This is a genomic window from Amycolatopsis keratiniphila (assembly GCF_000400635.2).
Taxonomy (GTDB): domain Bacteria; phylum Actinomycetota; class Actinomycetes; order Mycobacteriales; family Pseudonocardiaceae; genus Amycolatopsis; species Amycolatopsis keratiniphila.
The window spans coordinates 5,456,961-5,470,384 of the sequence record NC_021252.1 but is presented as its reverse complement, the minus strand read 5'-3'; the positions used below and the strand labels follow the sequence as shown (position 1 = coordinate 5,470,384).

The 13,424-nt window shown below is 67.3% G+C and carries 12 protein-coding genes; 8 read left to right on the top strand and 4 right to left on the bottom strand.

What is annotated here, in order from left to right; genetic code table 11:
- Window positions 1-9 precede the first annotated feature (9 nt).
- The gene (locus AORI_RS65615) at window positions 10-1,005 is read left to right on the top strand and encodes a TerC/Alx family metal homeostasis membrane protein (RefSeq protein WP_043848959.1); all 996 of its coding nucleotides are present in this window, start codon (window positions 10-12) and stop codon (window positions 1,003-1,005) included.
- On the opposite strand, the gene AORI_RS65610 is transcribed toward AORI_RS65615, so the two are convergent.
- Window positions 1,002-1,565, bottom strand: a complete 564-nt coding sequence (locus AORI_RS65610; RefSeq protein WP_016335258.1) for a TetR/AcrR family transcriptional regulator — start codon at window positions 1,563-1,565, stop codon at window positions 1,002-1,004. The genes AORI_RS65615 and AORI_RS65610 overlap by 4 nt on opposite strands.
- 81 nt (window positions 1,566-1,646) lie before the next feature.
- On the opposite strand from AORI_RS65610, the gene AORI_RS65605 reads away from it, so the two are divergent.
- The 3 genes from AORI_RS65605 to AORI_RS65595 all read left to right on the top strand — a co-directional run bounded on the left by AORI_RS65605 (window position 1,647) and on the right by AORI_RS65595 (window position 5,414).
- Window positions 1,647-2,699 carry an FAD-dependent oxidoreductase gene (locus tag AORI_RS65605; protein WP_016335257.1) on the top strand — a complete coding sequence of 351 codons (1,053 nt, stop codon included), beginning with the start codon at window positions 1,647-1,649 and terminating at the stop codon, window positions 2,697-2,699.
- An 84-nt stretch (window positions 2,700-2,783) separates the two neighbouring features.
- The gene (locus AORI_RS65600; RefSeq protein WP_043848206.1) at window positions 2,784-4,001 is read left to right on the top strand and encodes an HNH endonuclease signature motif containing protein; all 1,218 of its coding nucleotides are present in this window, start codon (window positions 2,784-2,786) and stop codon (window positions 3,999-4,001) included.
- A gap of 177 nt (window positions 4,002-4,178) precedes the next feature.
- On the top strand, window positions 4,179-5,414 hold the full coding sequence (locus tag AORI_RS65595; RefSeq protein WP_043848205.1) for an IS256 family transposase: 1,236 nt from the start codon (window positions 4,179-4,181) through the stop codon (window positions 5,412-5,414).
- Window positions 5,415-6,280: 866 nt separating this feature from the next.
- Here AORI_RS65595 and AORI_RS65590 read toward each other — a convergent pair.
- From AORI_RS65590 to AORI_RS65580, 3 genes are all read right to left on the bottom strand, one after another.
- A complete protein-coding gene (locus AORI_RS65590; RefSeq protein WP_016335254.1) occupies window positions 6,281-7,621 on the bottom strand; it encodes an MFS transporter in 1,341 nt (446 codons plus the stop codon).
- Window positions 7,622-7,685: 64 nt separating this feature from the next.
- Window positions 7,686-8,468 (bottom strand): alpha/beta fold hydrolase, encoded by a 783-nt coding sequence (locus AORI_RS65585; RefSeq protein WP_016335253.1) that lies wholly within the window; start codon window positions 8,466-8,468, stop codon window positions 7,686-7,688.
- The gene (locus AORI_RS65580; protein WP_016335252.1) at window positions 8,465-9,412 is read right to left on the bottom strand and encodes a LysR family transcriptional regulator; all 948 of its coding nucleotides are present in this window, start codon (window positions 9,410-9,412) and stop codon (window positions 8,465-8,467) included. Before AORI_RS65580 ends, AORI_RS65585 begins: the two co-directional genes overlap by 4 nt.
- 86 nt (window positions 9,413-9,498) lie before the next feature.
- Between AORI_RS65580 and AORI_RS65575 the strand changes: the two genes are divergently transcribed.
- The 4 genes from AORI_RS65575 to AORI_RS65560 are packed head-to-tail and all read left to right on the top strand — an operon-like array spanning window position 9,499 to window position 13,407.
- Window positions 9,499-10,647 (top strand): acyl-CoA dehydrogenase family protein, encoded by a 1,149-nt coding sequence (locus tag AORI_RS65575; protein ID WP_016335251.1) that lies wholly within the window; start codon window positions 9,499-9,501, stop codon window positions 10,645-10,647.
- Between the two features lie 17 nt (window positions 10,648-10,664).
- Window positions 10,665-11,819 carry a CaiB/BaiF CoA transferase family protein gene (locus AORI_RS65570; protein WP_016335250.1) on the top strand — a complete coding sequence of 385 codons (1,155 nt, stop codon included), beginning with the start codon at window positions 10,665-10,667 and terminating at the stop codon, window positions 11,817-11,819.
- Entirely contained in the window at window positions 11,816-12,595 is a 780-nt protein-coding gene (locus AORI_RS65565) for an HTD2 family dehydratase (protein WP_016335249.1), read from the top strand. Before AORI_RS65570 ends, AORI_RS65565 begins: the two co-directional genes overlap by 4 nt.
- On the top strand, window positions 12,592-13,407 hold the full coding sequence (locus tag AORI_RS65560) for an HpcH/HpaI aldolase/citrate lyase family protein (RefSeq protein WP_016335248.1): 816 nt from the start codon (window positions 12,592-12,594) through the stop codon (window positions 13,405-13,407). Before AORI_RS65565 ends, AORI_RS65560 begins: the two co-directional genes overlap by 4 nt.
- The last annotated feature ends 17 nt before the right edge of the window (window positions 13,408-13,424 follow it).

The window sequence follows — 13,424 nt, the reverse complement described above, 5'->3', positions numbered from 1 at the left end:
AGGGTGCGGATGCTCCAGATCGATGCCCTCACCTGGATCGTCACGATCGGGCTGGTGCTCGGGCTCCTGGCACTCGATCTCATTCTCGCGGCGGTGCGGCCGCACAAGGTCGGCTTCGGCGAGGCGGTGGCCTGGTCGGTCGGCTACATCCTGGTCGCGGTGGCGTTCGGTGTCTGGCTGACATTGGCGCACGGTGGCGACTTCGGGCAGCAGTACTTCGCGGGTTACATCGTGGAGAAGAGCCTGTCGGTCGACAATCTCTTCGTCTTCGTGATCATCATGAGCACCTTCGCGGTGCCCGAGGAGCACCAGCACAAGGTGCTCACGTTCGGCATCGTCGTCGCGCTGATCATGCGCGCGATCTTCATCGCCCTCGGCGCGACACTGCTGTCCTTGTTCTCCTTCATGTTCCTGCTGTTCGGGCTGCTGCTGATCTACACCGGCGTCCAGCTGTTCCGGCATCGGGACGAGGATCCGGACGTCGAGAACAACGTCGTGGTGCGGTCCGCGCGCCGTCTGCTGCCGCTGTCGACCGAGTACGACGGTGGCAAGCTGACCACCCGGGTGGAGGGAAAGCGTGTCGGCACGCCGCTGGTGGTGGTGCTGCTCGCGATCGGCGGGATCGACCTGCTGTTCGCGCTGGACTCGATCCCCGCGGTCTTCGGGGTCACCGACGAGCCATATCTGGTCTTCGCGGCCAACGCGTTCGCCCTGCTGGGCCTGCGGGCGCTGTACTTCCTCGTGAAGGGCCTGCTCGATCGTCTGGTGTACCTGTCGGCCGGGCTCGCGGTGATCCTCGGGTTCATCGGGATCAAGCTGATCCTGCATTGGGCCCACGTGGACATCGACGAGCGTGTTCCGGAGATCTCGACGCCGGTCAGCCTGTCGGTGATCATCGGCATCCTCGTGGTGGTGACGGTGGCGAGCCTGCTCAAGACCCGCAAGGATCCCTCCGCCAAGGCGCATCCGGGTTCGCTGCGCGGCTCCCGTCCCGAAGAGGACTAACGCCAGCCTCGTTCGAGGAGATCGAAGATCCTCTCGACGTCCACTCGCGGATCCTTTCGGCCTCGGGTGAGTGCCGGGATGTCCAAGACGAAGCGGGCGAGCGCACGGCAGGCGATGTCTTCGGAGCCGACGCCGGTCTCCTCGGCGATGGCGGCGCCGAGGGCCGCGGCGTGCCGGGTCCACATGCGCTCGCCGTACTCCTGGAGTGCGGGGGTGCCGCTCACCAGCGCGGTGAACTCGGCGTACTGGGGGTGCGTCGTGATCGGAAGCCAGGTGGCGAGCACGTACTCGCGCAACGCCTCGACGATGCTCTGGCCCTCTTCGCGTTCCCGGACGGCGGCGACCAGGCGTGCCTCTCGATCTGCCGACTCGTCGAAGACCAGCGCTTCCTTGCCGGGGAAGTGCTTGAACAACGTCGTCGTCGAGACGTCGGCCGCCTCGGCGATGTCGCGGATGCTGACCTGGTCGTAGCCGCGCTCCAGGAACAGGCTCAGCGCGGCGTCGGCCAGTGCCTGGCGGGTGGCCGCCTTCTTGCGTTCCCGCCGTCCCGGTGTCTCCATGGGCGCACTCTATCGCATAGGTTGTCGTAGTCACTAAGTTGACTCGTTGCACTTTTTAACTCGTTCTGCTTTTCTGGGCGCATGACGATCAGCATCATCGGAGCGGGCCCGGGTGGCCTGACCTGCGCCCGCATCCTGCAGCAGTACGGCGTTCCCGTGACGGTCTACGACCGTGACCCTCATCCCAGGGCTCGAAACCAGGGCGGCACTCTCGACCTCCACGCGGACGACGGGCAGCTGGCCCTGCGCGAAGCCGGCCTCCTCGACGAGTTCTTCGCGCTCGCCCGCCCGGAAGGTCAGGAGATGCGCAAACTGGATCCCTCCGGGCGGCTTTTGGCGCACCACGTCCCGGCCGAGGGGGAGCTGTTCAAGCCGGAGATCGACCGCGGTCAGCTGCGCGGCCTGCTTCTCGACTCGCTGAAGCCGGACACTGTCCACTGGGGACGGACCCTGGACCGTGTCGAAGCTCCCGGGCTCCTGCGGTTCACGGATGGTGGGACGGTCGAGACGGACCTGATCATCGGCGCCGACGGTGCGTGGTCGCGGGTCCGTCCGGCGGTGTCGGCGGCCGTGCCCGAATACACCGGCATCACCTTCCTGGAGGCATGGTTCGACGATGTCCGGACCGCGCATCCCGAAATCGCCGAACTCGTCGGCCAGGGCAGCGCGGTGGCGGCCGACGGCGAGCGGTGCCTTTTCGCTCAGCGCAACAGTGGCGACCACATCCGGGTCTACATCATCCAGCGGATGCCCGCGGACTGGGCGGGCTCGGTTTCCGAGGTCCGCGCGCGGCTGCTCGACGCGTTCTCCGGCTGGTCGCCGTCGCTGTTGCGGATGATCACCGACAACGACGGGCCGTACGTCGATCGGCCGTTGTTCGCCCTGCCCGTTCCGCATACGTGGGAGCACAAGCCGTGGGTGACCCTGCTCGGCGACGCCGCTCACCTGATGCCGCCGCTGGGTGTCGGCGTCAATCTGGCCATGCTCGATGCTTGTGAACTCGCGTTGGCGCTGGCTGGTTCGGCGACTTTGGGTGAGGCGGTTGGGGTTTATGAGGCGACGATGCTGCCGCGGTCGGCGGAGATCGCGCGGCGGTTGGAGAACGGCGCTGAGGGGTTGCTTGATGTGGATTAGCGCTGTTTCTGTTGTCTCGCAACGATTTCAGAAACTGTCGGTGGTGGGTTGTACGTTCTGGGTGTGGACACACTCAACGCCACTGTGGCGCTCTTGAAGGAAATCACTGCGTCGGAATTTTTGAGGGAGGTTAATGCTTCGCTGGATACGCTGGGGGATGACGATGCTGTGGCTGCTGCTGTTGCGGCGTCGGAAGGGATCGCGCGGTTGGAGGCTGTTCGGTTTCGTGCTTTGGGGCGGTTGAGTCGGTATCGTGATGGTGTCTCCAGTGTGGTGCAGGAGGTCGCGTTGGCTCTGTCCGTTGTGGACGGTCATGCTGCCGGGTTGGTCTCTGCTGCTGAGGCGTTGACGACCCGTCTGCCCCGCACGCTGGGGTTGCTGGATGCCGGCAAGGTGGGTGGTTTCGGGGCGATGAAAGTTGCTGCGGCCACGGCGTGGCTCTCCGATGACGATGCCCGTGCGGTGGATGCGGTTCTGGAGGACCGGTTACCGGACCGGAACTCCGACCAGATCCGGAAGGCGGCCAATCATGCGGCGATGATGGCCGATCGGGACGGGGCGGCTCGGCGGGCCGAACGGAATCGCGGCGGCCGTCGTTTGTCTGTGCGTCACGGTGAGACTGGGGTGGCGTCGATCGAGGTCGAGGACGGTCCTGTGGAGAAGGTGGCTGCCGCGTATACGCGGATCGATCGTGAGGCGCGGGCGCTGCGGGCTGGTGGGGAGACACGCACGTTGGATCAGCTTCGTGCGGATGTCGCTCTTGATCTTTTGCTGGGTGGTCAGGGTGGGAAGAGTGAACGGTCGGAGGTGTTTCTCTACATGGACTTGAACACGTATCTGGGGCTGAACGATGATCCGGCGGAGATGGCGGGGCATGGGCATATTCCGGCGTCGTTGGCGCGGGAGATCGCCGGTGGGTCGAATACGGTGTTGCGGCGGATCGTCACGGATCCGTTGTCGGGGCAGGTTCTGGATCTTGGGCGGGATCGGTATCGGCCGACGGCGGGGTTGGGCGAGTTCGTGCGGGTGCGGGATCGTGAGTGCCGAAGACCTGGGTGTCACCGGGTGGCGCAGGCCTGCGATCTGGATCATTCGGTGCCGTGGCAGTTCGGTGGTCATACCGCGGATACCGAGCTGGTCGATCTGTGCCGTCGTGACCATCGGTTGAAGGACGAGCCCGGGTGGAACTACCGGTTGGATTCTGATGGGACCCTGACGATCACCACGCCTACGGGGCAGAGGTACGACAGCTCGCCTCCGCCGCTGCATGAACCTCGTGCTGAGGAGCCGCCGCCGTTCTGAGCCGTCGTCGGAAAACGGCGAGACAACGTGGCCGTGTGGGCGGACAGTGGCATCGGCGGTGTCATGACAACCGTGTAAGCCGCGGATGGACCAAGATCGGATCGGCGTTGGCGATCCAGGAAGGCCCTTTCTGTGACAGAGAACACATCCCGCCCGGCCGGCTCGTCGTCGGCTGAAATGCTTGCCGGAGCGCTTCCGCCGGAGGTGTTGGACGCGCTGGTCAAAGAAGCGCACGCGAGCGGCGGTTCTTTGGGTGTGCAGGAATTGCTGAATCAGATGACGAAAGCAGTGCTCGAACGCGCGCTGGATACCGAGATGACCCATCATCTGGGATATGAGAAAGGAGATCCTGCCGGGAACGGCAGCGGGAACTCGCGGAACGGCCGGTCGACGAAAACGGTGTCCACGACCAACGGGCCGGTCGAGCTGGCGGTGCCCCGCGATCGGAACGGTTCGTTCGAGCCGGCGATCGTGCCGAAACGAGCGCGTCGCCTGGGGAATATCGACGAGGTGATCCTGTCGCTGTATTCCCGTGGAATGACGACCCGCGATATTGAATCACACCTTCATGAAGTTTATGGCGTGAATGCCTCACGGGAACTGATTTCCAGCGTCACCGAGGTGGTCGCCGACGAGATCGCACTGTGGCAGACGCGTCCGCTGGACGAGGTCTACCCGATTCTCTACGTCGACGGCATCCGCCTGCGGATCAAGGACAAGGGCGTGGTGACCACGAAGGTCGCCCACCTGGCCGTGGGCGTGGACGTCGAAGGTCGCAAGCATGCCCTCGGCTTGTGGATCGCCGACAGCGAAGCCGCGAAGTTCTGGGCCAGGGTCGTAACCGACCTGCGCAACCGGGGCCTGCGGGACATCCTGATCGCCTGCTGCGACGGGCTGACCGGGCTGCCTGACGCGATCCGCGGCGTCTTTCCCGACACCGTGGTCCAAACGTGCGTGGTCCACGTGATCAGAAACGCGATGCGGTTCGTCTCCTACGGTGACCGCAAGAAAGTCGCTGCCGGAATGCGATCCATCTACACCGCACCCACGCTCGAGGCCGCCGAGATCGCGCTCAAGAACTTCGACAAAGAATTCGGCGCCCAATACCCCGCCGCAGTCCAAGTCTGGCAGCACGCATGGAACGAATTCACCCCATTCCTGGACTATCCAGCCGAGCTACGCCGAGTTGTCTACACGACAAACCTGATCGAGAACATCAACTTCCAACTCCAGAAACTCACCAAGAACCGCGGTCACTTCGACAGCGATACCGCCGCCATGAAACTCCTCTACCTCGGACTCCGGAACATCACCAGCCACCGCGGAGGACCATCAGGAACCGGAACCTGGGGATGGAAACAAGCACTCAACACACTCGTAGTCCTCTTCCCCGACCGCCTACCAATCCACTAAAATAACCACACAATCATCCGCGGCTTACACGGAAATCATGACAGGGCCGTGGCATTCACCGGGGACCCGGTTGCCGAGAAACGGCGACGCCTCGCGAGGATAGGCTTCGGGCCCGGACGGCGCCTTCACGTTCGCGATGCCCGCAAGGCAGGGTTACGACAGTTCGCCTCCGCTGCCGGGCTGTGTCGTCGCCGGAAAACGGCCACGGTGCTCACAACATTGCGATTCCGGTAACGGTCCCCGCTTGAGTCGCGCCACGATCGGTGGCGACGTCGGGACCTCACGATCACCACGCGTATAAGACAGCCGTACGACAGCTCGCCTCCGCCGCTGATGAACCGAACCGCCGTGCTGAACTGTTGCCGGAAAGCGGCGAGAACGACGTGGCCGTGTGAGAGCCACAGCGGCATCACCGGGACTAGGTTGCCGAGAATCGGCGACAGCTCGTGAGAGTAGGCGTCCCCGAGGGACCCGATTGAAGGACGAGCCGGAACGGCACCTTCACGATCGCGACGCCCGCAAGGCAGGGCGCCACCGCCACTGCCTGAACGTCGCCGAAAAACGGCGAGAACCACGTGGCCGCGTGAGACTCGACAGCCGGCACCAGGACGCGGTTGCCGAGACACGGCGACGGCTCCGAGCGTAGGCATCCCCGGAAGGACCCAATACCGACAAGGTCGTTCGTGACCATCTGTCGAACGGACGAGCCGGACTGGAACCCTCACGATCGCGCCGACACCATTCCGAGCCATGGCCACAAAACTTTCGCCGGAATTCGGCGAAAGTCGTGCTGCTGCGATGCTCCGCCACGGCCGCGCGTGACTTGCCGAAATCCGGCAAGGGGCGGGACTCAACGCAACCAGCCCTCACCGCGCAACGGAAGCAGGCACCCCACCAACCTCCAAGGAAGAATCCCGCGAAGGCTCCCGCACCACCAAAGTCGCCACGAACGTCAACCCAATGCACCCGGTCACCCACCAGAAGAACGCGCTCTCATGCCCAGCCTGCTTCAAGGCCAGCGCGATCGGTTCCGAAAGCCCGCCGAACACCGCGGTCGCCAGGGCGTGTGGCAGGCCGACGCCGAGCGCGCGGACGTTGGTGGGGAACATCTCCGCCTTGATGATGGCCGACAGGGCGGTGTAGCCGCTGAGGAAGACCATGGCGGTGATCATGAGCAGGAAGGCGATCCACGGATTCCCCGTCCGTCCCACGAGCGTCATGATCGGCACGGTCAGCAGCATGCCGCCGACGGAGAAGCCGAACATGACCGGTCGGCGACCCCAGCGGTCGGAGAGGGCACCGGCGACGGGCTGCATGAAGATGAACAGGAACAGGGCGGCGAAACCGATGAGCGAGGCGGTCGGCTTCGGGATTCCGGCGGTGTTCACCATGTACTTCTGCAGGTAGCTGGTGAAGGTGTAGAACGCCACCGTCCCGCCGATGGCGAGGCCGAGGACGGCGAGGACCTGGCGGCGGTGCTCGCGCAGCAAGACCCGCAAGCCGCCAGGCGGCGAACCGGCGGCCGAAGAGCGTTGGAAGTGTTCCGATTCCACCATGCTGCGGCGGAGGTACATCACCACGAGCCCCGCGATCGCGCCGAGGACGAACGGGATCCGCCAGCCCCACGCGTACATCTGCGCTTCGGTGAGCAGCGACTGCATCACGATCATCACCAGCAGGGCCGAGAGCTGCCCGACGGTGATCGAGACGTACTGGAAGCTCGAGTAGAACCCCCGTCGCCGCGGAGTGGCGATCTCGGACAGATAGGTCGCGCTCGAACCGAACTCGCCGCCCACCGAGAGACCTTGCGCGAGCCTGGCGACCACCAGGATCACGGGCGCGAGGATGCCGATCGACGAGTAGCCGGGCGTGAGTGCGATGGCCAGCGAGCCGAAGCTCATCAGCGTCACGGAAAGGGTCAGCGCGGCCCGCCGGCCGAACCGGTCCGCGTAGAGGCCAAGGAGCCAGCCGCCGAGCGGGCGCATCAGGAACCCGACCGCGAACACGACGGCCGTCGAAAGCAGCTGCGCCGTCAGGTTCCCCTCGGGGAAGAAGCTGGCCGCGAAGTAGATGCTGAACGAGGCGTAGACGAACCAGTCGTACCACTCGACCAGGTTTCCGAGGCAGCCGCGGACCACGTTCGCGACGACGCCGGGTGTCTTGTGCGGCAAGGGAAGCTCCTTCGCTCCGGGAATGCCGACCATCATGAGCGGTGATCCCTGCGGTTGAGAAATAGAAATCCGCGATGGGCTCATACCCGGTCGGCATGGTCTACCCGAGGAAGTCGCTCACCAGGTCGCTCGATTCGGGACGGCACTCGTCGAAGTAGGCGTGCCGCGCGCCGGCGAACAGATGCATCCGCGCGTCGGGAATCCGGTCCGTCAGCAGTGGCGCGTTCGCCACAGGCGCGAGCAGGTCGTCGTCGCCGTGCAGGACCAGGGTGGGCGCGCTGATCTTCGGAAGCACGTCCCAGGCGTCGTGGGTGTTGCTCGCGACGAGATGCCCGCGCACCGCGTGCGGCGGCATGCCGTGCGCGCCCAGCACGCGGTACGGACCGGGATTGGCCGCGCGCCAGGCGGGCGTGTACATCAAGTCCTCCAGCGTTTCCCGTGCCTCGACGGAGGAACGTCGCGCCAGGGCCAGCCGCACGTCGTTCGAGCGCTCGACCCCGTGCTTGCCGCCCGGCGTGGTGCAGCCGAGAACCAGCCGCCGCACCCGATCGGGATACCGCGCGGCGACCCACTGAGCGACGCGCCCGCCCATCGAAGTGCCGTAGACATCGGCCTCGCCGACCCCGAGTTCGTCGAGCACGGCGATCACGTCTTCCGCGAAACCCGTTGTGGAGTAAGCGGAATCGGGTGCGTCGCTGGCGCCGGTGCCGCGATAGTCCATGGTGATCGTGCTCGGGAAGTCCCCGCGCATGCGGTCCCACCACGTGTGGTCGTTCGCCTGCCCGGCCAGCAGTACGAGCGGCCGGCCCGTGCCGTGCCACTGATAGGCCAGCCGGGTGCCGTCCGCGGCGACGGCGTGGCCGGTGCGGGGGAGCGTACTCATTCTTCTCCTGTTCGGTCTTCCCAGAGCCGCGCCGAGGGCCACTCGCCCTCGTGCACGGTCCGGTGGATCTGCCGGACCAGCGCCCGGGCGACGGCATCGACGGCGGGCGTGACGCGCCCTGTCCTCGGTGTGCCGAGGACGACGGTCCGCCAGACCTCCGGTTCGCACACCGGAGCCGCGCTCAGGGTGCCGTCGGCGACGTCCGCCGCGATGCCGATGCCGGGCAGGATCGTCCAGCCGTGGCCGCCGAGCACGAGGCGCTTCTGCAGGGTCATGGCGTTGGTCTGCACGGTGACCTCCGCCTCGGCGCCCGCTTCACGGGCCGCGCCGTCGATGAGGGTGCGCAGCGCGTGCCCTTCGGACGGCATGACCAGGGGATGCGCGGCGACCTCGGCGAACGGGACGGGCCGCGCGGGATCGAGCCCGGCCGAAGGGGGAGCGACCGCCCAGAGCCGTTCGCGGACCAGCGGACGTACGTTGAGCGACGGTGTACTGGTCAGGTTGTAGAGCAGGCTCAGGTCGACGTCACCGTCGTCGATCCACCGCTGAAGATGCCCGGAGTACGCGGTGAGCAGCCGCAATTCGATACCCGGATGCTCGCGCAGCACGTCCGTCGTCAGCGGCGCGGCGAGCCGTTCGGCGGCGCTCTCCAGCAGGCCGACCGTGACGATCCCGGTGACCACTCCGGGTTTCGGGGCCAGCTCGGCCCGGGCCCGGTCGAGTTCGGTGAGTGCCCGGCGCGCCCGTTCGACGAGCGTCGCGCCGGCCTCGGTCGGGCGCATCCCGTGGCGGGTCCGCTCGAACAACGGCACCCCGAGCTCCTGCTCCAGGGTGCGGATCTGCCGGGTGACCGCGGGCTGGACCAGGTGCAGCAGCTCGGCCGCGCGGGTCACGCTGCCGACCTCGGCGACCGTCACCAACGCCTTGAGCTGCTTGAAGTCCACCGTCGTCCCTTCACATCGCGGACCGGTATGCGGCTATCATGATTCGGTATTTCACATACCGTCTCATCATCGCCCATGATAATCACATGACCGACGAAGAGACCGAGATCGTCGCCCTCGTGGCCGAGTTCGTGGATCGCGAGGTCCGGCCCGTCGCGCGGGAGCTCGACCACACGAACACCTATCCCGGCGAACTCATCGACCGGATGAAGGCGATGGGCGTGTTCGGGCTGGCCGTGCCCGAGCCCTGGGGCGAGGCCCACGTCTCGGCCCAGTGCTACGCGTCGGTGACGGAGGAGCTCGCGCGTGGCTGGATGAGCCTCGCCGGCGCGATGGGCGGGCACACCGTCGTCGCGAAACTCCTTGCCACGTATGGCACACAGGAGCAGAAGGACACGTACCTGCCGAAGCTGGCGACGGGCGAGATCCGCGCGACGATGGCGCTCACCGAACCCGGCGGCGGCTCGGACCTGCAGGCACTCCGCACCACCGCACGCCGCGAAGGCGACGAGTACGTGATCAACGGCAGCAAGACGTGGATCACCAACGCGCGCCGGTCCCAGCTGGTCGCACTGCTGTGCAAGACCGACCCCGCCGCCGAACCCGCCCACAAGGGAATCTCGGTCCTATTGGTGGAGAAAGGGCCGGGTTTCGAGGTCTCGCGGGACCTGCCCAAGCTCGGCTACAAGGGCGTCGAGAGCTGCGAACTCTCCTTCGACGGCTTCCGCGCGCCGGTCACCGCCCTGCTCGGTGGCGTGGAGGGGCGCGGCTTCGCCCAGATGATGCGGGGCCTGGAGATCGGCCGGATCCAGGTCGCCGCCCGTGCCCTCGGCGTCGGCCGGGCCGCGCTGGAGGATTCCCTGCGCTACGCCCAGGAACGCGAGAGCTTCGGCAAACCGATCTGGCAGCACCAGTCGGTCGGCAACCATCTCGCGGACATGGCGACCAAACTCGAGGCCGCGCGCCAGCTGGTGCACCACGCGGCGCGCCGCTACGACTCGGGCGAACGCGCGGACCTCGAAGCCGGGATGGCGAAACTGTTCGCCTCCGAGGCCGCGATGGAGATCGCGCTCGACGCGGTCCGCATCCACGGCGGCTACGGCTATTCGACGGAGTACGACGTCGAGCGGTACTTCCGCGACGCGCCACTGATGATCGTCGGCGAGGGCACCAACGAGATCCAGCGCGGCGTGATCGCGCGCCAGCTGATCGAACGGCACCGCATCCCGTCCTGAACACCGAGGAAGGCTCCATGCGCCAACCACTCGAGGGAATCACCGTCGTCGCGCTGGAACAGGCCGTCGCCGCGCCCTTCGCCTCACGCCAGCTCGCCGACCTCGGCGCCCGCGTGATCAAGATCGAACGCCGCGGCGTCGGCGACTTCGCCCGCGACTACGACCGGACCGTGCACGGGCAGTCGAGTTACTTCGTCTGGCTCAACCGGGGCAAGGAAAGCATCGAGCTGGACATCAAGGATCCGGCGGACCGGGCGCTGGCCGGCGCGATGATCGGCCAGTCCGACGTGTTCCTGCAGAACCTGGCCCCCGGCGCGGCGGAACGGCTCGGCCTCGACGCCGCCACGCTGCGCGCGGAACGTCCGGATCTCATCCACTGTTCGATCTCGGGCTACGGTCCGGAAGGTCCATATCGGACGAAGAAGGCCTACGATCTGCTGGTGCAGTGCGAAACCGGGCTCGTGATGTCCACCGGAACGCCGGACACCCCGGCCAAGGCGGGGATCTCGATCGCCGACATCGCCACCGGGATGTACGCCTACAGCGGCATCCTCACCGCGCTGTACGAGCGCGAGCGCACCGGCGACGGGGCGAGCCTGCACGTCGCGATGCTCGACTCGCTTGGTGAATGGATGAGCCAGCCCGCCTACTTCTCCCGCTACGGTCAGGAACCGCCGAGGCGCACGGCGGCGGCGCATCCGTCGATCTCGCCGTACGGGCCGTATCGCACCGGTGACGACCAGGTCTTCCTGAGTGTCCAAAGTGAACGGGAATGGGTCGTGCTCTGCCGGGACGTCCTGGCGCGCCCCGGACTCGCCGAAGATCCGCGTTTCCGGACCAACGACGACCGCGTTCGCAACGACGGCGAGCTCACCGCGATCCTGGAAGAGAGCTTCACCGGCTCGACCGCGGACGAGGTCGCAGATCTTCTGGAGCGGGCCGGGATCGCCAACGCCCGGTTGCGGACGCCCGAGCAGTTCACCCGGCATCCGCAGCTGACCGCGCGGAACCGGTGGCGCGCGGTGGAAACCCCGGCGGGCCCGCTGGAGGCGCTGCTCCCACCGGTCGAGGTCGACGGCCGCGAGCCGGCCATGGGGCCGGTGCCCGCGCTGGGGGCGCAAAACGAATCGATCCGGGCCGAGTTCGGCGCCCGGCAGGAGGTGCGAACGTGAGGGAAATCCTGCAGCCGGGCCCCGCGGAGGCGCTGGCCTCGCTGCTCGACGTCGACCTGCCGGATCTGGACCGCGACGGCCTGCCGCCGCTGTGGCACTGGTTCTACCTGCTGGACCGGCCCGCGCAGGCCGATCTGGGGCCGGACGGGCATCCGATGCGCGGCAAGGTCCCGGAGCCCGGGCGCCGCCGGATGTGGGCGGGCGGTCGCGTGCGGACGCTCGGCCTGCTGCGGTGCGGTCTGCCCGCCGAACGGCATACGGAAGTGCTTTCCACGCGGGAGAAGCAGGGCCGAACCGGACGGCTGACCTTCGTCGTGACCGGCCACAGGATCGTCCAAGACGGCGCGGTCGTGGTCGAAGAGGAGCAGGACATCGTCTACCGCGACGCCGCTTCGGGTCAGGTCGAAGCGGCCGTCGAGGAGCCGGAAGTGCCGGTGGCCGAGGACGAATGGGCGATCGACGTCTCGCCGACGCTGCTGTTCCGCTTCTCGGCGCTGACCTACAACGCCCACCGCATCCATTACGACCGGGACTACGCCCGCGATGTCGAGGGCTATCCGGGGCTGCTCACCCACGGCCCCCTGCAGGCGCTCGCGATGGCCGAAGCCGCCCGGCGGCGGGGGAGCGCCGGACGGCTGGCCTTCGACTACCGCCTCGTCTCGCCCCTGTTCGACCATCAGGGCATGATCGTCCGGGCAGACGAGAGCGGCACCGCCGTGCGTGATCGGCACGGACGGCGAACGGCGATCGGGACGATGCGGAGCCTCGGCCGATGAACGAAACCAGCGCGAAGACCTTCCTGTTCGTCCCCGGTCACCGGCCGGACCGCTTCGCCAAGGCCGCGGCCAGCGGCGCCGATGTCGTCATCCTCGATCTGGAGGACGCCGTCGCGCCCGAGCGGAAGGACGCCGCCCGCGAACACGTCCGGGCGTGGCTGGAAGAAGGCCATCGGGCGGTCGTCCGGATCAACGCCGCCGGAACCGCCTGGTACCACGAGGATGTCGCGAGCGTCGGCCGCGCGCTCGCGGTGATGCTGCCCAAGGCCGAGGATCCCGCCGAGATCGATTCCCTCGCCGGACGGCTGCCGGGGGTCCCGATCGTGCCGCTGGTGGAGACGGCGGCCGGGATCGCGAACGCGGTGGCGGTCTGCGGTGCGGACGCCGTGGTGCGGCCCGCTTTCGGCAGTGTCGATCTGGCCGCGCAACTCGGCGTCGATCACCGGTCGCACGAGGCGTTGCGGTACGCGCGGTCCGCGCTCGTCGTCGCCGCGGCGGCCGCGGGCCGGGCGGCCCCGATCGACGGCGTCACCACGGCGCTCGACGACGAAGCCGCGCTCGTCGCCGACCTCGAACACGCCAAAACCCTCGGTTTCACCGGGAAACTCTGCGTGCACCCGCGCCAGGTCGCGGTCGCCGATCGTGAGCTGGCCCCGTCGGCGAGCGAAATCGAGTGGGCGAGGGGAGTGGCTGCGCTCGCGGGCGACGGGTCGGTGGCCGCGGCGGGCGGCCAGATGATCGACAAACCGGTCGAAGCGCGGGCCAAAGCGATTCTCGAGCGCGCGGGTGAGCCATTCCGACCAGCCGGATGACACCGACGGGCCCTGGT